The sequence below is a fragment of the Curtobacterium sp. NPDC089689 genome (genome assembly GCF_044749145.1).
In the GTDB taxonomy this organism is placed as follows: Bacteria; Actinomycetota; Actinomycetes; order Actinomycetales; family Microbacteriaceae; genus Curtobacterium.
The window spans coordinates 154,141-176,332 of record NZ_JBIVHJ010000004.1; the positions used below are offsets into that span (position 1 = coordinate 154,141).

Consider the following 22,192-nt stretch of genomic DNA (forward strand, 5'->3'; position numbering starts at 1 on the left):
CCTGAGGCGACACGGGGCGTCACGACGGAACCCGTGTCGGTCCTCGCGGGTACTCTCGTGCGGAGTCGGGCTACCTCCGAACAGAAGGGCACCCATGATCGAGTTCCGCTCGGTACGCAAGACGTACCCGGACGGCACCACCGCGGTCGAGGACTTCCACCTCGTCATCCCCTCCCGGACCACCACGGTCTTCGTGGGGTCGAGCGGTTGTGGCAAGACGACGCTCCTCCGGATGATCAACCGCATGGTCGATCCGACCTCGGGCTCGGTGTCCATCGACGGCGAGGACGTCGCCTCCGTCGACCCGGTGCAGCTCCGCCGCCGCATCGGCTACGTGATGCAGAACGCCGGCCTCCTGCCGCACCGACGCGTCGTCGACAACATCGCGACCGTGCCGCTCCTGACCGGCGTGTCCAAGGCGAAGGCGCGCGAACGTGCCCTCGAACTGATGGACACCGTCGGGCTCGACCGCGCGTTCGCCGACCGGTACCCGTCGCAGCTCTCCGGTGGCCAGCAGCAGCGCGTCGGCGTCGCCCGCGGGCTCGCGGTCGACCCGAACGTCCTGCTCATGGACGAGCCGTTCGGTGCCGTCGACCCGCTGGTGCGGAACGACCTCCAGGACGAACTCATCCGCCTGCAGCGCGAGCTCGGCAAGACCGTGGTCTTCGTCACGCACGACATCGACGAGGCGTTCAAGCTCGGCGACCAGGTCGTCATCCTGAAGAAGGGCGGCGAGATCGCGCAGCAGGGCACCCCGGCCGAGATCCTCGCCGAGCCCGCCGACGACTTCGTCGCGAACTTCATCGGTGCCGGCCGTGGTCGTCGCGCGCTCCGGGTGGAGCAGACGCCGACCGGGCCGATCGTCGTGGACGGCGACGGCCGCGCTGCCGGGGTCCTGACGGGCCCGGTGCAGGTGGTGGACGCCGCGGCCGCCGTGCCGCAGTCCGAGGGCGAGCGGTGAACTGGATCCAGGGCAACCTCGACACGATCACCTCGAACCTGGTCGCACACGTCTGGTTGTCCATCCCCCCGATCGTCATCAGCTTCCTGCTCTCGGTGCCGATCGGGCTGCTCGTGTCGCGGCTGCGTCGTCGACGTGGTGCTGCTGCACGCGCGACCGGCTCCACGATCGTGGTCGTCGCGAGCCTGCTGTACGCGATCCCGTCGTTCCCGTTCTTCCTCGCCCTGCCGGCCATCCTCGGGACGAGCATCCTCGACCCGGTCAACGTCGTCATCGCCCTCACCGTCTACGGCATCGCGCTCATGGCCCGGTCGGCGGCCGACGCCATCGACGCCGTCGACGTCGAGGTCGTCCGCGCATCCGAGGCGCTCGGCTACTCACCCGCGCAGCGGTTCTTCCGCGTGGAGCTGCCGCTGTCCGGCCCGGTGCTGCTCGCCGGCATCCGCGTCGTCGCGGTGTCGACCGTGAGCCTGGTGACCGTCGGCGCGCTGCTCGGCATCCCCAACCTCGGCTTCCTGCTGACCGACGGCCTCAAGCGCGGCATCAGCGTCGAGATCATCACCGGCATCGTGCTCACCATCGTCCTGGCGCTCGTCATCGACGGGCTGCTCGTCCTGATCGGCCGCCTGGTCATGCCCTGGACCCGCGGCCCCGGCCGTGCAGCGCGGTCCGTGCGCCGCGCCGCCGCTCGTGAGGTCCGCACCGAGGGGGCGTCCGCATGAACCTCTTCGCACAGGGCGTCGCCTGGATCTTCGCGCCCGAGAACAACACCGGGTCGAACGCGATCCTGGTCCGGCTCGGCGAACACCTCGGGATCACCTTCGTCACCGTCCTCATCGCCATCGTGATCGCCGTACCGCTCGGGCTCGTGATCGGCCACACCGGCAAGGGCCGCTCGCTCGCGGTCGGCATCTCCGGCGGCATCCGCGCGCTCCCGACCCTCGGCGTGCTCACGCTGTTGGCGCTGTGGATCGGGCTGGGACTCGAGGCGCCGATCATCTCGCTCGTCATCCTCGCGATCCCGTCGATCCTCGCGGGCACCTACTCCGGGGTCGAGGCGATCGACCGTGTGACCATCGATGCCGCGCGTGCCCAGGGCATGACGGCCTGGCAGGTCCTCGGCCGGGTCGAGATCCCGCTCGCACTGCCGCTCATCGTCGGCGGCATCCGCGCTGCGGTCCTGCAGGTCATCGCGACGGCGACGCTCGCCGCCTACATCAACTCCGGTGGCCTCGGCGGGTACGCCTTCTCCGGCCTCGCCAACTCCGACTACGTCGAGGTCCTCGGGGGATCGCTCCTCGTGATCGCCCTCGCCATCGTCTCCGAGATCGTCTTCGCCGCGCTGCAGCGGCTCGCCGTGCCCGCGGGTGTCTCCGCAGGCACGTCGGGTGATGCGCGCCGGAGCACCCGTCGCTCGGGCAGCCGAGCACAAACCCCTGTGGAAGGAACCACCCCGTGATCACAGCAACGACCCGGCGCCTCGCCGCGACCATCGCGGTCGCGTCCGCGGCGGCCATCGCCCTCGCGGGCTGCTCCTCGAGCGACCCGCTGTCCTCCGGCTCAGACGGTGGGTCCTCCAAGACCATCACCGTCGGCTCGCAGGCCTACCCGTCGAACGAGATCATCGCGGAGCTCTACGCGCAGGAGCTCGAGCACGAGGGCTTCACCGTGAAGCGTCAGCTCAACATCGGGCAGCGCAAGGCGTACTGGCCCGAGATCGAGAAGGGGAGCATCAACGTCTTCCCCGAGTACAACGGCAACCTCCTCAACTTCCTCCTGCAGGAGGACGGCAAGGACACGACGACCGAGACGACGACGGACGGCATCAACTCCGCCCTGTCCGACGCCCTCCCGTCGGACGTCAAGGCCCTGCCGTCGGCTGATGCCTCCGACGCCGACACGTACACCGTCACGCAGGAGCTCGCGGACAAGTACGACCTGAAGTCCATCGCCGACCTCAAGAAGATCGGGGGGACGATCTCGATCGCCGCGAACCCCGAGTTCGCGACGGCGGCGTACGGGCCGAAGGGGCTCAAGGCCAAGTACGGGATCACCGGCGAGGTCAACGCGCAGAACGACTCCGGTGGTCCGCTCACGATCAAGGCGATCACGAGCGGCCAGTCCCAGGTGGCGGACATCTACTCGGCCAGCGCGAGCATCAAGACCGAGAACCTCGTCACCCTCGAGGACCCGGAGCACCTGGTGCCGGCGAACAACGTCACGCCGATCGTCTCGAAGGACCTCGACTCGAAGGCGGCCGACGCCATCGAGAAGGTGAACGACAAGCTCACCCAGGAGGCCCTGATCGACCTCAACAAGCAGAACTCGGTCGACCAGAAGTCGGCTGCGTCGGTCGCCAAGGCCTTCCTGCAGGACAACGGTCTGCTGTAACACCGCGGTACGGGAAGTGACAGGCGTCGGGCTTCGGCCCGGCGCCTGTCGTCGTTCCGCGAGACATCGTCGCAGCACGCTTGTTCCGCACAACCGTGCCGTGCAGATCTCCTGCACGTTCGTGCAGAGGGTGGTTCTACAACTTGTCGAAGCAGGTGTCCGGACGGTAGCGTGGAGGTGTCCCAACGGCCTGTGACACCAGAAGTTCCCCCTTCCACAGGAAGCAACTGACGTGCACCAACAGCGCGCGGCGACCCGGCTCGGAAACGCCGCATGAACGACATCCTCGATCCGCTCATCCTGTCGCGGTGGCAGTTCGGTCTGACGACGATCTACCACTTCCTCTTCGTGCCCCTGACCATCGGCATGGCCGTGGTCGTCGCCGTGTTCCAGACCGCCTGGGTCCGGACGGGCCGGGCGCACTACCTGCAGCTCACCCGGTTCTTCGGGCGCATCTTCCTGATCAACTTCGCGATGGGTGTCGTCACCGGCATCGTGCAGGAGTTCCAGTTCGGCATGAACTGGTCGAACTACTCCCGCTTCGTCGGTGACGTGTTCGGTGCGCCGCTCGCGCTCGAGGGCATCCTCGCGTTCTTCTTCGAGGCGGCGTTCATCGGCCTCTGGATCTTCGGCTGGGACCGCCTGCCGAAGAAGGTGCACCTCGCGACGATCTGGTGCGTGAGCATCGGCACCATGCTGTCGGCGTACTTCATCCTCGCGGCGAACGCGTTCATGCAGCACCCGGTCGGCTTCGCGATCAACGAGGCCAAGGGCCGCGCCGAGCTCACCGACATCTGGGCCGTGCTGACGAACAAGGTCGCCCTCGCTGCCTTCCCGCACACGCTGTTCGGGGCGTTCATGGTCGCGGCGTCGGTGATCATCGCGGTCGCCGCCTGGCACCTGGCGCGCAACCAGAACCTCGAGACGATGATGCCGGCGCTCAAGTTCGGCATGTGGACGATGCTGGCGTCCGGGGCGCTCACGGTCCTCACCGGCGACCAGCTCGGTCTGACGATGGTCGACACCCAGCCGATGAAGATGGCGGCGGCCGAGGCGCTCTACAACACCTCGACCGGCAAGGACGCCTCGTTCTCGATCTTCACGCTCGGGACGCCGGACGGGGTGCACGAGCTGTTCTCGATCCGCATCCCGTACCTGCTGTCGTTCCTCTCGACGCACACGTTCAACGGCACGGTCGAGGGCATCAACGACCTCCAGGCGCAGTACTCGCAGGTGTACGGCGCCGGCGACTACAAGCCGATCATCTGGGTCACCTACTGGGCGTTCCGCTGGATGATCGCCCTCGGCGTGGGTGCCGTCCTGGTCTCGCTCGTCGGGCTCTGGCTGACCCGTAAGGGCCGCTTCCCGCAGCAGCGCTGGGTCTGGCGGATCGCCACCTGGGCGATGCCACTGCCGATGGCCGCGATGATCATGGGCTGGATCTTCACCGAGATGGGTCGCCAGCCGTGGCTCGTCTTCGGGCTGCTCAAGACTGCGGACGGCGTCTCGCCGAACGTGACCGGGCTCGAGGTCCTCATCTCGCTCGTCGTGTTCACGCTCATCTACGGCGCCCTCGCGGTGGTCGAGTTCCGGCTCATCAAGAAGGTCGCACAAGAGGGCCCCGCCGCCCCGGCGGAGGTCGACGAGGAGACCGGTGAGGTCAAGCACGAAGTGACGGTCTACTGATGGATCTGCCGGTTCTCTGGTTCGCGATCGTCGCGCTGTTCTTCGTCGGCTACTTCGTCCTCGACGGCTTCGACTTCGGCGTCGGGATGTCCCTGCCGTTCCTCGGCAAGGACGACACCGACCGTCGGGTGCTCATCAACACGATCGGCCCCGTCTGGGACCTCAACGAGACGTGGGTCATCGTCGCGGGCGCCTGCCTGTTCGCGGCCTTCCCCGAGTGGTACGCCACGATGTTCTCCGGGTTCTACCTGGCGCTCCTGCTCATCCTCGCGGCGCTCATCGCCCGCGGCGTCTCGTTCGAGTACCGCCACCAGGAGAAGCACCTGGAGTGGAAGCGCCGCTTCGACCTCATGATCATCGTCGGCAGCGCGCTCCCGTCGTTCCTCTGGGGTGTCGCGTTCGGCAACGTCGTCCGGGGCATCCCGATGGACACGGGCCACAACTTCACGGGCACGTTGTTCGACCTGCTCAACCCGTTCGCGCTGCTGACCGGCCTCGCGACCCTGATGGTGTTCTTCACGCACGGCGTCGTGTTCGTCGCGCTGAAGACCGAGGGCGAGATCCGGGTCCGCGCGAAGCGCCTCGCCACCCGCGCGGGCATCCTCACGATCGTCGTCGGCGCGGCGTTCCTCGTCGCGATGGCGTTCGTCCGAGCGACGCCGGCGAGTCTCGTGCTGTCCGTGGTGGCGGCGCTGGCCCTCGTCCTCGCGGTCCTCTGCAACGTGTGGGGCAAGGAGGGGCGGGCGTTCACACTCATGGCGGTGACGATCGCCGCGGTCGTCCTGGCGATGTTCACGGCGATCTTCCCGAACGTGATGCCCGCGTCGAACGACCCGGCCAACAGCCTGACCGTGGTCAACGCTGCGAGTGGGCAGTACACGCTGACCGTGATGAGCTGGGTGGCGCTGATCTTCGTGCCGCTCGTGCTCGCCTACCAGGCCTGGACCTACTGGGTGTTCCGCAAGCGCGTCTCGCGGGCACACATCGGCCAGGCGGCCCACTAGCCGGCAACCCGGACGAAGCACGCAGACCAGGAGGACGCTCGTGAAGCCGCTCGACCCGCGACTGCTGCGACTGTCGCGCACGGCGCGCGGCTTCATCGTCGCGGCCGCGGGCACCGGTCTGCTCCGGACCCTGGCGACCATCGCGATCGCCTGGGGCATCTCCGCTGCCGTCACGATCGGGGTCGACGCGGTCCGTGACGGTGCGCTGCCCACGACGTTCGCACAGGCGCTCGGCCTGCTCGGCGCAGCGTTCGTCGTGCGGGCACTCGCCGCGTGGGCGACGGACGACCTCGCCGCCCGTGCCGCGGCGCGCGTGAAGAGCGAGCTGCGCGCGACCGTCCTCACCCGGGCCGCCGAGCGCGGTCCGACCTGGCTCGCCGAACGGTCGAGCGCCGGGTTCGCCACGACGCTCGGGCCGGGCCTCGACGCCCTCGACGCCTACTTCGGCCGCTACCTGCCGCAGCTCGCCCTGACGGCCGTCGCGACCCCGGCGCTGCTCGTGGCGATCGGCATCGGAGACCTCACGAGCGGGCTCATCGTGTTGTGCGCGCTGCCGGTCATCCCGGTGTTCATGATCCTCATCGGCCTCGCGACCCAGGCACTGCAGGGGAAGCAGTCGGACGCCCTCGCGACCCTCGGTGGCGCGTTCACCGAGGCCGTCGAGGGCCTCGCCACGCTCAAGGTGTTCGGGCGGGCGCGGCGCCAGGTCGCACGGATCGGGACGCTCACGGACGCGTACCGGAAGCAGACGATCGGCGTCCTCAGGCTCTCGTTCGTCAGCGGGTTCGCCCTCGAGCTCGCGGCGAGTCTCGCGGTCGCGCTCGTCGCCGTGTCGATCGGCGTCCGGCTCGTCGACGGGTCGCTCGGGCTCGGCGCCGCGATGTTCGTGCTCGTGCTCGCCCCGGAGGCCTTCGCTCCGATCCGACAGGTCGGCGCCGACTTCCACGCGGCGCAGGACGGTGTCGAGGCCTCGGCAGAGGTCCTCGACGTCCTCGACGACGACACGGCCGGTGACGTGCACCGAGCACCCGCGATCGCCACCACGAAAGCGGCCGCCCTCGTCCTCGACGGGCTGACGATCCACCGTCCGGACGTCGTCATCGGGCCGATCGACCTCCGTGCCGAGCCCGGCACCGTGGTCGCGCTCTCCGGCCCCAGCGGCTCCGGCAAGTCCAGCGTCATCGCCGCGATCCGCGGCGCGCTCCCGCACGAGGGGTCCGTGACGCTCCCCGGACCGGCCGGGAGCACCGCCGCGGACCGCACGGCCTGGGCGGACCAACGGCCGCGCCTCGTCCGCGGGACCATCGCGGAGAACGTCGCGCTCAGCGCGACCCCCGACGGAGCAGCCGTGGGGTCCGCGCTCGGTGCGGCGGGGCTGGGACTCGACCCGAGCCTCCCGGTCGGATCCGGCGGCACCGGCCTGTCCGGCGGGCAGGCGCAGCGGGTCGCCGTCGCGCGCGCCCTGTACCGCGTCGCCCGCGCGGACACGCCGCTCGTCCTGCTCGACGAGCCGACGTCCGCGCTCGACGCGGACGCCGAGGCGCACGTCGTGGCCACCATCCGGCGGCTCGCCGCCGACGGTCGCATCGTGGTCGTCGCCAGCCACCGGCCGGCCGTCCTGGCCGCGGCCGACGTGCGCGTCGACGTTGGCAGCGCGTCGGTCGCCGCGACGAGCGGGGCACGAGCATGAGCCGGGAGGCCCGACCCGCGTCCGTCCTGCGGCTCGCCATGCCGCGCGGGTCGGGTTGGGGCAAGGCCGTGGCGGCCGGTGCGCTCAGCGCACTGTGCGCCGTCGCGCTGCTCGCCGCGAGCGGCTACCTCATCACGCGGGCGGCGGAGCACCCGCCGATCCTGTACCTGACGCTCGTCATGGTCGGCGTGCGTGCGTTCGCGCTCGGCCGTGCCGCGCTGCGCTACGTCGACCGGCTCGCCGGGCACGACGCGTCGTTCCGGCAGCTCGCGGTCGTGCGCACGGAGATGTACCGGCGGCTGTCGTCGGTCGCGCCGGCGGGGCTCGGGTCGACCGGGCGCGGCGACCTGTTGACCCGTCTCGTCACCGACACCGACCGGCTGCAGGACCTGCCCATCCGGGTCGTCGGCCCGCTCGTCTCCGCCGGGGTCGTCGCGGTGCTCTCGGTGGTCGCGGTCGCGCTCGTGTCGGTGCCCGCGGCCGTCGTGCTGCTGGTCGGACTCGTGGTCGCGGCGCTCCTCGGCTCGGTCGTGACCGCCGCGGTGGCCCGGCGCTCCGACGAGCGGACAGCGGCGGAGCGGGGTCGGGTCGCGGACCTCGTGCTCGACACGGTCCGCACCCTCGACGTGTTCGCCGCGTACGGCACCCTCGGCGAGCGGCTCGACCACATCGCACGGCTCGACGCCCGCGTCACCGCAGCCGTGCGTCGTCGCGGCGCCGTCGAGTCGCTCGTGGGTGCACTCGTCGGGCTGATCGGCGGCGGTGCGGTCGTGGGGATCCTCGCGGTCGGGGCGCCCGCCGTCGTGTCCGGCGCGCTCGACGGACCGCTCTGGGCGCTCGCGGTCTTCGTCCCGCTCGCCCTGTTCGAGGTCGTCGGGGGCGTGCCGCTGGCGGTCCTGACCCTCCGCCGGGTCCGGGCGGCAGCGGACCGCGTCGAGCAGGTCGTGCCCGCGACCGTGCCGGACGGCATCGTGCCGGAGCCCTCGGCGCCCGCCGACCCCGCCTCGCTCGAGGTCGACGGCCCGGTGTCGGTGTCCCTGCGTGACCTCTCGGTGCGCTGGCCGGGTGCGAGCGTCGACGCCGTGTCCGGGGTCTCGCTCGACCTGCGGCCCGGCGAGGTCGTCGTCCTCGAGGGGCCGAGCGGCGCGGGCAAGAGCACGCTCGTGGACGCCCTCGTGCGGTTCGTCGACCACCGCGGGTCGTTCACGATCGACGGGGCGCCGGCGAAGGACCTGCACCCCGACGCGGTCCGTGCACGCATCGGGCTGATCGAGCAGGACCCGTTCGTCTTCGACCAGTCCGTGCGGCAGAACCTGCTCTTCGCGCGCGACACCGCCACCGATGCCGAGCTGCTCGACGTGCTCGACCGGGTCGGCCTCGGGTCGTGGGTCGCTGCCCGTGGCGGTCTCGACGCCGGCGTGGGGGAGCGCGGCGTCCTCGTCTCCGGTGGTCAGGCGCACCGGCTCGCCCTCGCACGGGCGCTCCTGCACGCGTTCCCCGTGCTCGTGCTGGACGAGCCCACGGCCGACATCGACCCCGACCTGGCGGACGCGCTGCTGCGCGACCTCGTCGGTGCGGCCCGGCGGGGCGGCCGGACCGTCGTCGTCGTGTCCCACGTCCCGGTGGCGCCCGACCTCGTCGACCGGACCCTGCGGATGCGGGACGGACGACTCGTCGGCACCTGACGCGGTGCCGGCCCGCCACCTGGCTGGCCGGTGCCGGCGTCACGGGGCCGGGCCGTGCCTCCAGGCCTTGTAACCTTGGTGACCGTGACCACCGAGCAGTACGCCGAGGACCCGAACGCCTACGACTTCCGTCGTCTCCAGGAGAAGTGGCAGCCCCGCTGGGAGGAGCTCGGGCTCTTCACCACGGACCTCGACGACACCCGGCCGCGGAAGTACATCCTCGAGATGTTCCCGTACCCCTCCGGCGACCTCCACATGGGGCACGCCGAGAACTGGGCGCTCGGCGACTTCGTGGCGCGGTACTGGCGGCAGCAGGGCTTCAACGTGCTGCACCCCATCGGCTGGGACTCGTTCGGCCTGCCCGCGGAGAACGCGGCGATCAAGCGCGGTGTGGACCCGAAGGAGTGGACCTACGCGAACATCGAGCAGCAGAAGGCCTCGTTCAAGCGGTACGCGCCGTCCTTCGACTGGACGACCGAGATCCACACCTCGGACCCCGAGTACTACAAGTGGAACCAGTGGCTGTTCCTCAAGATGTACGAGAAGGGCCTGGCGTACCGGAAGGACAGCTGGGTCAACTGGGACCCGGTGGACCAGACCGTGCTCGCGAACGAGCAGGTGCTGCCCGACGGCACATCCGACCGCTCCGGCGCCGTCGTCGTCAAGAAGAAGCTGACGCAGTGGTACTTCAAGATCACGGAGTACGCGGACCGGCTGCTCGACGACCTCAACCAGCTCGAGGGGCGGTGGCCGGCGAAGGTCATCGCGCAGCAGCGGAACTGGATCGGCCGGTCCGTCGGTGCCGACGTCGACTTCGTGATCGAGGGGCGCGACGAGCCCGTCACCGTGTTCACCACGCGGCCGGACACGATCCACGGGGTGACGTTCCTGGTCGTGGCGCCGGACTCGGACCTGGCGGCGTCGCTGGTCGCCGACGACTCGGTTTCGGCTGAGGTCCGTGCGGACTTCGACGCCTACCTCGTCGCCACGCAGAAGACGTCGGAGATCGACCGGCAGAACGCCGACCGACCGAAGACCGGCGTTCCGCTCGGCCGCTTCGCGATCCACCCGCTGACGGGGGAGCGCCTGCCGATCTGGGCCGCCGACTACGTCCTCGCCGACTACGGCCACGGTGCCGTGATGGCCGTGCCGGCGCACGACCAGCGTGACCTCGACTTCGCGCGGGCGTTCGACCTGCCCGTGAAGGTCGTGGTGGACACGAATGCTCCGGTGACCGGGGCGATCCCGGTGATCCCCGACGGCGCGACGCTGGAGGACCTGCCGGCCCTCGATCCGGTGTCGACGGGCGAGGCCCTGACCGGCACCGGTCGGATGATCAACTCCGGGCCGCTCGACGGCATGTCGAAGCAGCACGCCATCACGGCGGCGATCCGCCTGCTCGAGGAGCGCGGCACCGGCCGTGCTGCCAAGACCTACCGCCTGCGCGACTGGCTGATCTCGCGCCAGCGCTTCTGGGGCACCCCCATCCCGATCATCCACGGCGCCGACGGCACCGAGCACCCGGTGCCGATCGACCAGCTGCCGGTGCGGTTGCCCTCCACCGAGGGGCTCGACCTCAAGCCGAAGGGCACCTCGCCGCTCGGCGGTGCGACCGACTGGGTGAACGTCCCGAACCCCGTCGACGGGACCCCGGCGACGCGTGACACCGACACGATGGACACGTTCGTCGACTCGTCGTGGTACTTCCTGCGCTTCCTCGCCGCGAACGACGACACGCAGGCGTTCGACCCGGCGATCGCGCGGAAGTGGGCGCCGGTCGACCAGTACATCGGCGGCATCGAGCACGCGATCCTGCACCTCCTGTACGCACGCTTCGTCACGAAGGTCCTGTTCGACCTCGGCTACCTCGACTTCACCGAGCCGTTCACGGCGCTGCTCAACCAGGGCATGGTGCTGTCCGGCGGCTCGAAGATGTCGAAGTCGAAGGGTGGCGTCTCGCTCGGCGACGAGCTCGACGCGAACGGTGTCGACGCGATCCGCCTCGTGATGGGCTTCGCCGGCCCGCCCGAGGACGACATCAACTGGGAGGACGTCTCCCCGTCGGCGTCCGCGCGCTTCCTGGCCCGCGCCTACCGGCTCGCGCTCGACGTGACGAGCACGAAGGACGCCGTGTGGGCAGACGGCGACCGGGCGCTCCGCCAGGTGACGCACCGGTTCCTCGCGGACGCGCCGGGGCTCATGGAGTCGTTCAAGTTCAACGTCGTGATCGCGCGGCTCATGGACCTCGTGAACGTGACGCGCAAGGCGATCGACAGCGGCCCCGGCGCGGGTGACCCCGCCGTCCGCGAGGCCGTCGAGACCATCACGCTCGGGCTCGCCGTGTTCGCGCCGTACGTCGGCGAGGAGATGTGGGAGAAGCTGGGCTACGAGCCGACCGTCGCCACGTACGGGTGGCGCAAGGCCGACCCGACGCTGCTCGTGCAGGACACCCTGACGGCCGTCGTTCAGGTGAACGGCAAGGTGCGGGACTCGTTCGAGGTGTCGAAGTCCATCGAGCCGTCCGAGCTCGAGGCGCTGGCGCGGGAATCGGCGAACGTGCAGCGGTACATCGGGGACCGGGAGATCGTGAAGGTGATCGTGCGGGCGCCGAAGCTGGTGAACATCGCGATCAAGGGGTAGCGCGGGACTGCACGCGTTCCCGCATGCGTTCCTGCACTGCGGGGCGTTGCGGTGGGGTTGTCCACCGATCGAACTGACGGAGCCCGGCCGGACGGCCGGGCTCCGTAGCGTTCCGGCATGTCTTCGTCGCCGGGTCCTCAGTCGCCGGGGCCTTCGTCATCGCCGGGCTCGGGCTCGGGCTCGGACCGGGGCTCGGGCTCGGGCTCGCGCTCGTGGTCGTCGCGTTTCTCGTTGACGCCCCGGGCGGCGGTGCTGCTCGCCGGTATCGTCGCCGCGGTCGCGCTGGCGGTCGTCGTCCTCGGTGGCGGTACCGGTGGGGGAGCGGGGCCGACGGAGGTCGTGGTGAGCGGGGCGTCCGGGGAACCTCCGGCATCGGATCCGGCGGCAACGGGATCGGGGGCATCCGGCTCGGCGGGATCGCCGGGGTCTGCGTCCGTTGGGGTGTCGGCGTCGGTCGTCGTCGTGCACGTCGCCGGCGCGGTGGCCGATGCGGGCATCGTCACCCTGCCCGCGGGCAGCAGGATCGCCGCAGCCGTCGAACGAGCGGGAGGGGCTGCTCGTGACGCCGACCTCGGGCGGCTGAACCTCGCCCGACCAGTCGTCGACGGGGAGCGCGTGTACGTGCCGCGGGTGGGCGAGGACGACCCGCCGCCCGAGGCCGCACCGGGAGTCGGCGCGGCGAGTCCGGCGGCCGGTGGCTCGGGCGCGGCGCCGGGTGTGGTCGACCTGAACAGCGCCGACGCCACCGTGCTCGAGACCCTGCCGGGGATCGGTCCGGCGCTCGCGGCACGGATCATCGCCTGGCGGGCGGAACACGGGCGCTTTGCTTCGGTGGAGGACCTCCTCGACGTCAGCGGCATCGGCGACGCGAAGTTCGCGGACCTGCGAGAGCGCGTCCGTGTCTGACGTCGTCACGCGTGTCGGGCGAGCAGTCGGCGCGCGGGTCGCTGACCTGCGCATCGCGGTCCCCGCGGTGTCCGCCTGGGCTGCGTCGGCGCTCCTCGTCGGCAGCCCGGACCGGGCCGTCATCGTGGCGGTCGCCGCGGGGGTGGTCGCGGCCGTCGGGATCGTGATCCTGTTCGTCAGGGGCCCCGGGGGCGGCGGGGCCGTGTCGCTCGCGGCCGTGGTGACCGTCGTCGTGACGACCGCCCTGCTCGTCGCCCTGGTGTCGGTGGCGGTCGCCGTCGGGCAGGAGCGCCGGTCGCCGGCCGTCCTGTCCGACCCCGGCGGTCGGCGTACCGTGCAGGTGACGCTCGACCGTGACCTCGAACGGGGCGCACGATCGGTGACGGGGACGCTGACCGCAGCAGACGGCGCGACGTCGCTGCGCGTCCCGGTCCGGGTGGTCCCGGACGGCGACGCCAGCGCGTCGGGCCGACTCGCTGCCGGCAGCACGGTCCACGGGACGGCATCGGTCGAGCAGGACGACCCCGGATCACCGACCGCCTTCGTCGTGTTCCTGCGCGGCTCGGTGCGGGTGGACCGACCCACGGGCCTGCTCGCGGGCACCGATCGTTCGCGCCAGGCCTTCGTCGCCGTCACCGCGGACCTGCCCGAACCCGGGGCCGCGCTGCTCCGGGGCATGGCGATCGGCGACCGGAGCGGGCTCGACCCGGCGACCGAGGCCGCGATGGAGACCGCTGCGCTCACCCACCTGACGGCGGTGTCCGGCGCGAACTGCGCCGTGATCGTCGGCCTCGTGGTGCTGCTCGGTCGGGCGCTCGGGCTGCTTCGGCTCGTCCGGGCCGTCATCGCCGTGGGCTTCCTGCTCGCCTTCGTCGTGCTGGTACGCCCCGATCCCTCGATCGTCCGCGCCACCGTGATGGCGGTCGTCGTGCTCGTGGTGCACCTGTCGGGGCGTCCGGTCCGTAGCGTCCCGCTCATCGCCCTCACCGTCGTGGGGATGCTCGTCGTCGACCCCTGGTACGCACGGTCGTTCGCCTTCGCGCTGTCGGTCCTCGCGACGGCCGGGATCGTCGTCCTCGCACCGCCGCTGACGGAGCTGCTCGCCCGGCGGGTCTGGCCCCCGGTGGCCGCGGCGGTCGCGGTCCCCGTGGCCGCGCAGGTGGCGTGCTGGCCGGTGACGATCCTGCTGGCCCCGCAGCTGCCGACCTACGGGGTGCCGGCGAACCTGCTGGCTGAGCCGCTGGCCCCGATCGTCACGGTGGTGGGCCTCGGCGCGTGCGTCGTCGCGCTGGTGTGGCCGGGCGGAGCGGCGGTCCTCGCCGCGGTGGCGTGGGTGCCCGCGAGCATCGTCGGTCAGATCGCCCGGACGGCCTCGGCGTTCCCCGGGGCCTCGGCGCCGTGGCCGGTCGGACCGGTCGGGGTCGTGCTCGCGGTGCTGGTGTGCGCGGGCGTCGCCGTCGCCGTGTTCGTCGGGACGTCCGTGCGCGTCCGGCTGCTGCTCGTGTCGGCCGTCGTCCTGGTCGTCGGAGTCGGTGCCGTCGGCGTGCCGCGGCTCGTGGTGCGGGGGAGTGTCCCCACCGACTGGACGACGGCCGCGTGCGACGTCGGGCAGGGAGACGCGGTCCTGCTCCGTTCCGCCGGGGCGGTCGCGCTGGTCGACACCGGCGACGAACCGGAACTCCTGCGCGCGTGTCTCGAGCTCTTGCGGGTCGACCGGATCGCCCTGCTCGTGCTGACGCACTTCGACCGTGACCACGTCGGAGCCGTGACCGAGGTGCAGGCTGCGGTGACCACGGCGCTCGTCGGACCGGTCGGACGGCCCGCCGACGGCCGTGTCGTGCGGGGGCTGCGACAGGCCGGCGCCGAGGTGTTGCGCGCCGCTGCCGGGACGTCCGTCGACCTCGGAGGCGTCCGCGCCGACGTCGTCTGGCCGCTGCCGACGTCGTCGGAGTCCGGGAACGACGCGAGTCTCGTCCTGCACGTCCGGGCGAGGGACGGCGACGCCGCGACGCTGTCCGCGCTGCTCCTGGGGGACCTCGGCGAGGCGGCGCAACGTCGGATGCGGGCGTCGTCCAGCGGGGGAGCCGGGGCCGCGCCGGTCGACGTCGTGAAGGTGTCGCACCACGGGTCGGCCGACCAGGACGCCGGGCTCTACCGGGCGCTCCGGGCGCGCGTGGCGCTGATCGGCGTCGGCGCGGACAACTCGTACGGCCACCCGACCCGTCGTGTGCTCGACGTGCTCGCCGCGACCGGGACCGCCGTCTACCGCACGGACGTCCACGGCACGGTGGTGGTGGCGCCGGGCGCCGACGGGCCGCGCGTCTGGACCGAGCGGTCGCCCGGCGGCGCGTCGGGGGCGCTACCGGGCACGTGGTCGGACGGTACCCCCGGAGGCCGCGTCCGCGCGTCGCCGACGGGGTCGCTCGTCGGTCGGTCTCGGACGTCGCCGGTCGGCCGTAGGATCGTCAGCGCGACCGGAGCTCCGCCGCTCGCAGCACCGGAAGGACCGCATGCCCGCCAAGAAGCCAGCGCGCGCCGCAGCGAAGATCGACCAGGTCCCGTGGTCGGGCGTCCGACCGGCATCGGTGGTCCTCGTGACCGGGCCCGAGGCGTTCCTGGCAGACCGCGCCATCGGCGTGCTGCGCGACCTGCTCGTCGGCGAGGACCCAGCGCTCGAGATCCACGACCTCGAAGCCGACCAGTACGCGCCCGGGCTCCTCGCGACACTGGCCAGCCCGTCGTTGTTCGGCGAACCCCGGCTCGTGCGGGTGACCAACGTCGAGAAGTGCACGGACGCGTTCATCACGGAGACGATCGCGTACCTCGAGGGACCGGCGGACGACGTCACCCTCGTGCTCCGGCACGGCGGTGGCATGCGCGGCAAGAAGCTGCTCGACACGATCCGCAGCGGGGTCGGCGGCGGCGTCGAGGTGCAGTGCGACGAGCTCAAGCGCGAGACCGACCGCATCGACTTCGTCAACGCAGAGTTCCGGGCCGCCCGTCGCAAGATCGCGCCGTCAGCGGTCCGGACGCTCGTCGCGGCCTTCGCGGACGACCTGGCGGAACTCGCTGCGGCGTGCCGGCAGCTGCTGGCCGACTCCGCCGAGGAGATCACGGACAAGGTCGTCGACAAGTACTACGGCGGGCGCGTCGAGACGAACGCCTTCAAGGTGGCGGACATCGCCCTCGCCGGTCGGTCGGCTCCCGCGATCGTGGAGCTCCGGCACGCCCTCGCCACGGGTGAGGCGCCCGTGCCGATCGTCGCCGCGTTCGCGAGCAAGATCCGGACGATGGCGAAGGTCAGCGCGTTCCGCGGGCCGAGCGGGCAGGCCGCATCCGCGCTCGGCATGGCGCCGTGGCAGGTGCAGCGTGCGCAGCGGGACGTCGCGGGCTGGAGCGAGGCCGGGTTGGCGAACGCGATCCTCAGCATCGCCGCGGCCGACACGGCGGTGAAGGGCGGCTCGCGCGACGCCCACTACGCGCTCGAGGTCATGGTCCGCACGATCGCCCGGCGCGGCGAGGACCGCTGACCGGTCGACCCGGCGCACGTCCATCGGTGGGGGTCCTGGCCCGCTGACGTGGTGATGCTCGCCCGTGGCGCGGGTGTTCGGGGTCGGGCGCCCGGCGTCTCGGAGGTTCGTCGGCGTCGCTGTCGGACGTCCGTTCCGCGGTCATGCGGCGTCGGCGTGGTCGGTCTTCGCGGCCGCTGGATTGCCGCATGCGCACCAGACGACGGCGCCGCTGTCGTACGACGTCGACCACGTCGTGCACCAGTCGACTGCATCATCCGACACGTGCCGTCCGGCGCCGGACCCCCGGCGGCGTCCGCCCGACCTCGCGCGACGACCTCGAAGCCGACGATGCGCGTGTCGATCGACGCCCGGAACGTCGCGGCCGATCATCCCCGGTCAGCACACACCATGCATGCGACCAAGCACGCGTCGATCGACCCGGTGCGCCGTCGAAGCGCGCGCGTGTCGTCGCCCCGCCCGAGCCCCGCCCGCCCGAGCCCCGCGAACGACGAAGGCCCCACACCGAACGGTGCGGGGCCTTCGAGCAAGAGTCAGTCTCAGAGAGCAGATGTCCTAGAGAGCGGAGACCTTCTTCGCGATGGCCGACTTGCGGTTCGCGGCCTGGTTCTTGTGGATGACACCCTTGCTCACGGCCTTGTCGAGCTTCTTCGACGCGAGGGCCAGTGCCGCGACGGCCTTGTCCTTGTCGCCCGAGGCGATCGCCTCGTTGGTGTGGCGGATGTGCGTCTTGAGCTCCGAGCGGTACGCCTTGTTCCGCTCGGTGGCCTTGAGGTTGGTCTTGATGCGCTTGATCTGCGACTTGATGTTCGCCATGCGTGTTGCTCCTGTTCGTCTCTACGGGTGGTCGCGACCGCTGGGTAGAGGGGCCCTTGGTCGCATCGCGTTCCACCCGTGGGCGGGGAACGCGGAAGCCAGCCACCAACACTACCAGGAGCAGGCCCAGCGGCCAAAGCCCGACAGGCCGCGAACCGCTGTACGACGACCACGACGACACGGCACCCGGACCGGCCGAAACCGCCCGGCAACACGCGGTCGCTACCGTGGCGAGCATGCCGTCCCTCGCACCACGCATCGACACCGTCCCCGCCTCCGGCATCCGGAGGGTCTTCGAACAGGCCGCACTGCTCCGCGCGGACGGCACGGACGTCACCATGCTCGTGATCGGCGAGCCCGACGTCCCGGTCGCACCGCACATCGGCGAGGCCGCCCGTCGCGCGTGGTCCGAGGACCGGACGGACTACACGCCGAACGGCGGCATCGCCCCGCTCCGGCAGGCGATCCGCGAGAAGCTCCTCCGCGAGAACCGCATCGAGGTCGACCTCGAGCAGGTCTGGATGACGATCGGCGCGACGCAGGCGCTGTTCCAGGCGATGACGCTCGTGCTCAGCCCGGGCGACGAGGTCCTCGTGCCGGACCCCGGCTACACGACGTTCACGATGAACGCGCACATCCTGGGCGCGACACCGGTGCCGTACCAGCTGACGCCGCAGCACGGCTTCGAGCCGGACCTCGCGGCGCTCGAGGCGAGCATCACCGAGCGGACGCGGGCGATCATCGTGAACTCGCCGTCGAACCCGCTCGGCTCGGTGTTCGGGGAGGACACGCTGCGCGAGCTCCTCGCACTGGCGAAGCGGCACGACCTCTGGGTGATCAGCGACGAGGTCTACGAGTACTTCACCTACGGCACCCGCCACGTGAGCATCGCTGCGCTCGACGACGACGACCGGGTGTTCTCGGCGTTCTCGTTGAGCAAGACGTACGCGATGACGGGGGTCCGGGTGGGGTACCTCGTGACGCCGAAGGGCCTCGGGCCGACGATGCGCACCACCCAGGAGGCGATGATCAGCTGCGTCGCCGAACCCGACCAGTACGCAGCCCTGGCCGCGATCGTCGGGGACCACTCGGCGGTCCGTGACGCCCGGGAGCACTACCGCGCGAACCTCGAGGTGGCGAAGGAGGTCCTCGACGCCGCTGGTGTCCGCTACCTCGACCCGCGCGGCGCCTTCTACCTCTGGGTCGACGTCTCACACGCTTCGGGAGGGGACGTCGCCGAGTGGGCGCTCGCGCTGCTGCACCGCGAGCACGTCGCGGTCGCGCCGGGGAGCGCGTTCGGGCGCACCGGCGAGGGGTGGATCCGCATCTCACTGGCCGCGACGGCGGAGGACCTGCGGAGCGGCCTGAGCGCGCTGCCCGCACCCGCCACGGCCGCCGTCTGACGAGACGGCGCGAGCAGCCGGCCACCGCCCGAGGAGGCTGCGCGAGCCGCCGTGACGGCGACCATCCGTCGGCCTGGAGGCGCGGTGCGGGCCCGCCCCGCGCCTCCAGGCCGTCCTGCACCGCGTCCAGGGCCGCACCGCGTCTCCACAGGGCGGCCAGCGGTGCGCGCCGCCGGCGCGCGGACGTGGGACAATCGTTCGACCGTCCCGACCCCTGAGGAACCGTGAGCCCACAAGCATCCGCGCCACTCGAGCCCGCCGCGACCCCGGCCGAGGCGATCCGCAACTTCTGCATCATCGCGCACATCGACCACGGCAAGTCCACGCTGGCCGACCGCATGCTGCAGATCACCGGCATCGTCGAGGAGCGGGCGATGCGCGCGCAGTACCTCGACCGCATGGACATCGAGCGCGAGCGCGGCATCACGATCAAGTCGCAGGCCGTCCGCATGCCGTGGGAGCTCGACGGCAAGACGTTCGCGCTGAACATGATCGACACGCCTGGGCACGTCGACTTCTCGTACGAGGTCTCGCGTTCGCTCGCCGCGTGCGAGGGCGCGATCCTCCTCGTGGACGCCGCGCAGGGCATCGAGGCGCAGACGCTCGCGAACCTCTACCTGGCGCTCGAGAACGACCTCGAGATCATCCCGGTCCTCAACAAGATCGACCTCCCCGCAGCGGAGCCGGACAAGTACGCGGCCGAGCTCGCGCAGCTCATCGGGGGCAAGCCGGAGGACGTGCTGCGCGTCTCCGGCAAGACCGGTGTCGGCGTCCCCGAGCTCCTCGACCGCGTCGTCGGCACGGTCCCGCCGCCCGTCGGCACGGTCGACGCCCCGCCCCGAGCGATGATCTTCGACTCCGTCTACGACAGCTACCGCGGCGTCGTCACGTACGTCCGCATGGTGGACGGCACCATCTCGCCGCGCGAGAAGGTCCAGATGATGTCGACGAAGACGACGCACGAGATCCTCGAGATCGGGGTGTCCTCGCCGGAGCCGAAGCCGACGAAGGGCCTCAGCGTCGGCGAGGTCGGCTACCTCATCACCGGCGTGAAGGACGTCCGCCAGTCGAAGGTCGGCGACACCGTCACGAGTGCGCAGAAGCCCGCGACCGATCCGCTGGCCGGCTACACCGACCCGAAGCCGATGGTGTTCTCGGGCCTGTACCCGATCGACGGCTCCGACTACCCGGACCTCCGCGAGGCGCTCGACAAGCTCAAGCTGTCCGATGCCGCCCTCGTGTACGAGCCCGAGACCTCCGTGGCGCTCGGGTTCGGGTTCCGCTGCGGATTCCTCGGCCTGCTGCACCTCGAGATCATCACCGAGCGCCTGAGCCGCGAGTTCGGCCTCGACCTCATCACCACGGCACCGAGCGTGATCTACGAGGTCACGAACGAGGACAACTCCGTGACCGAGGTCACGAACCCCTCCGAGTTCCCCGGCGGCCGCATCGTCGAGGTCCGCGAGCCGATGGTGCGCGCGGCCATCCTCGCGCCGAAGGACTACGTCGGCGCGATCATGGAGCTCTGCCAGTCGCGCCGCGGCTCCCTCCTCGGCATGGAGTACCTCGGTGAGGACCGCGTCGAGATCCGCTACGAGATCCCCCTCGGCGAGATCGTCTTCGACTTCTTCGACCAGCTGAAGAGCAAGACGCAGGGCTACGCGTCGCTCGACTACGAGCCCACGGGCGACCAGGCGGCCGACCTCGTCAAGGTCGACATCCTGTTGCAGGGTGAGCAGGTGGACGCGTTCAGCGCGATCGTCCACCGCGACAAGGCGTACGCGTACGGCACGCTCATGACCGAGCGACTCCGCAAGCTCATCCCGCGGCAGCAGTTCGAAGTGCCGATCCAGGCCGCCATCGGCGCACGCATCATCGCGCGCGAGAGCATCCGGGCGATGCGCAAGGACGTCCTCGCGAAGTGCTACGGCGGTGACATCACCCGCAAGCGCAAGCTCCTCGAGAAGCAGAAGGAGGGCAAGAAGCGCATGAAGATGGTGGGTCGCGTCGAGGTGCCGCAGGAAGCCTTCATCGCGGCGCTCTCGGGCGACGTCGAGGAGAAGAAGAAGTAGCGGCTCAGCGGGTGCGCTCGGTGCGCGCCCGCAGGGCTGCCAGGCAGACGGCCGGGAGGCACGCGGCGGCCAGTCCCGCCAGTGCGGTCCGCCAGGTGCTCCACTCCGTCATCGCGACGAACGTGGTCTGCTCGCTCGCCACCACGGACGCGACGGCCGCGCCGAGGGCGAGCAGGACCGTTCCGCCGACGAGCCAGGGGACGACCGGGCGTCGGCGGGAGCGTCGGACGACGACCACGAGCAGCGCGCCGAACAGCAGGACGCCGACGCCGATGCTCGCGACGGCGACCTGCGCGAGCAGGGTACTGACGACCGGGTACCGGTCGACGGGGAGCTCGCTCGTGTACCGGACGGGGAGCGCGGCACTCGCCTCGTACCGGTCGAGGGCGAGCCGTGCGATGACCGCGATCGCGAAGGCGATCGCGGTGAGGGTGCCCAGCGCCCGCGTGGTGCGGCCGGTCCGCGGTCGGGGGTCGGCGGTCGCGGTGGGCACGGACCGACGATAGCGGTGTGGCCGGGGTGATCCGAGCCTCCAGTTCGGGGTTCGCCCGTTCCGCGGCAGCTGGGTCGTGACGGTTCGCACCGCCAAGGAGGCTGGTCGGCATGCGTTCCCGCGGCAGCTGGGTCGTGACGGTTCGCACCGCCAAGTAGGCTGGTCGGCATGAGTTCCCGCGGCAGCTACCGGACCGCCCTGACGTACGGCGCGGTCGGCGCGACCCAGGCGTCGGACCTCATGACGTACCCGCCGGAGGGCTTCACGCCCACCGAGTCCCGTGCGCGGATCGGCCACGGCGACGCCCGGTTCGAGACCGCCGTGACGCAGGCGCTGTCCTGGCAGATCCAGGAGCGCAGCGGGATCCGTGTGCAGGTCGACGACCAGCCCGACGACGACGAGGTCCGCTACAACCCGGTGACCTTCGACGAGCACGGTGTCCCGATCGCCCCCGCGTCGATCGGCACTCCGAAGGTCGAGCGGTTCGCGCCGGACGGCACGCCGCTGTTGACCGCGGGGACGACCGCGACGCTGACGATGCACGCGTTCGGGCAGACCGTGCACGCGCCGGTCCGGGTCGTGTCGATCATCGACGAGACGGACCGGAAGGGTTTCGCGTACGGCACGCTCGAGGGCCACCCGCTCTCGGGCGAGGAGTCGTTCGTCGTCGAGCGCACGTCGGACGGTTCGGTCTGGCTGCAGTTGCGGCAGTTCTCGCAGCCGGCGAGCCGGAAGTGGCGCCTCGTGGAGCCGCTGCTCCGCCGGCAGCAGCGGGTCATGGCGGAGAAGTACCTCGCGGCGCTGCGCGGCGACTGAGCGGTCCGCACCCCGCCCCTGACATCGCCCACGCCGCGACTCGGCTCGGCGGACAGTTCCGCGGCCCGGACGGCGCGCAGGTCCGCGGAGCCGAGCCTT

16 protein-coding genes and 1 pseudogene are annotated in these 22,192 nt (G+C 71.3%); 15 read left to right on the top strand and 2 right to left on the bottom strand.

The annotated features are described in order from the left end of the window. Positions 1–94 precede the first annotated feature (94 nt). The 12 genes and pseudogenes from ACIPYW_RS15490 (at position 95) to holA (ending at position 16,493) form a co-directional block, all read left to right on the top strand. A complete protein-coding gene (locus ACIPYW_RS15490; RefSeq protein WP_400415075.1) occupies positions 95–961 on the top strand; it encodes an ABC transporter ATP-binding protein in 867 nt (288 codons plus the stop codon). Then, positions 958–1,683 (top strand): ABC transporter permease, encoded by a 726-nt coding sequence (locus tag ACIPYW_RS15495; RefSeq protein ID WP_400415077.1) that lies wholly within the window; start codon positions 958–960, stop codon positions 1,681–1,683. The genes ACIPYW_RS15490 and ACIPYW_RS15495 overlap by 4 nt, the downstream gene beginning before the upstream one ends. Beyond that, on the top strand, positions 1,680–2,420 hold the full coding sequence (locus tag ACIPYW_RS15500; protein ID WP_400415080.1) for an ABC transporter permease: 741 nt from the start codon (positions 1,680–1,682) through the stop codon (positions 2,418–2,420). The genes ACIPYW_RS15495 and ACIPYW_RS15500 overlap by 4 nt, the downstream gene beginning before the upstream one ends. Then, the gene (locus tag ACIPYW_RS15505; RefSeq protein WP_400415083.1) at positions 2,417–3,352 is read left to right on the top strand and encodes an ABC transporter substrate-binding protein; all 936 of its coding nucleotides are present in this window, start codon (positions 2,417–2,419) and stop codon (positions 3,350–3,352) included. Before ACIPYW_RS15500 ends, ACIPYW_RS15505 begins: the two co-directional genes overlap by 4 nt. A gap of 273 nt (positions 3,353–3,625) precedes the next feature. Continuing rightward, entirely contained in the window at positions 3,626–5,038 is a 1,413-nt protein-coding gene (locus ACIPYW_RS15510) for a cytochrome ubiquinol oxidase subunit I (RefSeq protein ID WP_290132065.1), read from the top strand. Next, positions 5,038–6,042 (top strand): cytochrome d ubiquinol oxidase subunit II, encoded by a 1,005-nt coding sequence (gene cydB, locus ACIPYW_RS15515; RefSeq protein WP_400415085.1) that lies wholly within the window; start codon positions 5,038–5,040, stop codon positions 6,040–6,042. The genes ACIPYW_RS15510 and cydB overlap by 1 nt, the downstream gene beginning before the upstream one ends. Before the next feature lie 40 nt (positions 6,043–6,082). Then, complete coding sequence (cydD, locus tag ACIPYW_RS15520) at positions 6,083–7,732, top strand: thiol reductant ABC exporter subunit CydD (RefSeq protein WP_400415088.1); 1,650 nt, start codon at positions 6,083–6,085, stop codon at positions 7,730–7,732. Continuing rightward, entirely contained in the window at positions 7,729–9,417 is a 1,689-nt protein-coding gene (gene cydC, locus ACIPYW_RS15525; RefSeq protein WP_400415090.1) for a thiol reductant ABC exporter subunit CydC, read from the top strand. The genes cydD and cydC overlap by 4 nt, the downstream gene beginning before the upstream one ends. Before the next feature lie 84 nt (positions 9,418–9,501). Continuing rightward, positions 9,502–12,057 carry a leucine--tRNA ligase gene (leuS, locus tag ACIPYW_RS15530; RefSeq protein WP_400415092.1) on the top strand — a complete coding sequence of 852 codons (2,556 nt, stop codon included), beginning with the start codon at positions 9,502–9,504 and terminating at the stop codon, positions 12,055–12,057. 231 nt (positions 12,058–12,288) lie between these two features. Further along, on the top strand, positions 12,289–12,963 hold the full coding sequence (locus ACIPYW_RS15535; RefSeq protein WP_400415094.1) for a helix-hairpin-helix domain-containing protein: 675 nt from the start codon (positions 12,289–12,291) through the stop codon (positions 12,961–12,963). A gap of 724 nt (positions 12,964–13,687) precedes the next feature. Continuing rightward, positions 13,688–14,755: pseudogene (locus ACIPYW_RS15540) on the top strand (ComEC/Rec2 family competence protein); the annotation flags it as partial. 718 nt (positions 14,756–15,473) lie between these two features. Next, on the top strand, positions 15,474–16,493 hold the full coding sequence (gene holA, locus ACIPYW_RS15545; protein ID WP_400415096.1) for a DNA polymerase III subunit delta: 1,020 nt from the start codon (positions 15,474–15,476) through the stop codon (positions 16,491–16,493). 555 nt (positions 16,494–17,048) lie between these two features. Here holA and rpsT read toward each other — a convergent pair. Continuing rightward, positions 17,049–17,309: a 30S ribosomal protein S20 gene (gene rpsT, locus ACIPYW_RS15550; protein WP_022904294.1), complete on the bottom strand. Its 261-nt coding sequence runs from the start codon at positions 17,307–17,309 to the stop codon at positions 17,049–17,051. 236 nt (positions 17,310–17,545) lie between these two features. On the opposite strand from rpsT, the gene ACIPYW_RS15555 reads away from it, so the two are divergent. Both ACIPYW_RS15555 and lepA read left to right on the top strand, forming a co-directional pair. After that, positions 17,546–18,712, top strand: a complete 1,167-nt coding sequence (locus ACIPYW_RS15555; RefSeq protein ID WP_400415099.1) for a pyridoxal phosphate-dependent aminotransferase — start codon at positions 17,546–17,548, stop codon at positions 18,710–18,712. A gap of 224 nt (positions 18,713–18,936) precedes the next feature. After that, positions 18,937–20,784 (top strand): translation elongation factor 4, encoded by a 1,848-nt coding sequence (gene lepA / locus ACIPYW_RS15560; RefSeq protein ID WP_290132055.1) that lies wholly within the window; start codon positions 18,937–18,939, stop codon positions 20,782–20,784. Positions 20,785–20,788: 4 nt separating this feature from the next. On the opposite strand, the gene ACIPYW_RS15565 is transcribed toward lepA, so the two are convergent. Then, entirely contained in the window at positions 20,789–21,277 is a 489-nt protein-coding gene (locus ACIPYW_RS15565) for a hypothetical protein (protein WP_400415102.1), read from the bottom strand. 168 nt (positions 21,278–21,445) lie between these two features. On the opposite strand from ACIPYW_RS15565, the gene ACIPYW_RS15570 reads away from it, so the two are divergent. Continuing rightward, complete coding sequence (locus ACIPYW_RS15570) at positions 21,446–22,093, top strand: DUF1990 family protein (RefSeq protein ID WP_400415104.1); 648 nt, start codon at positions 21,446–21,448, stop codon at positions 22,091–22,093. Positions 22,094–22,192: the final 99 nt, after the last annotated feature.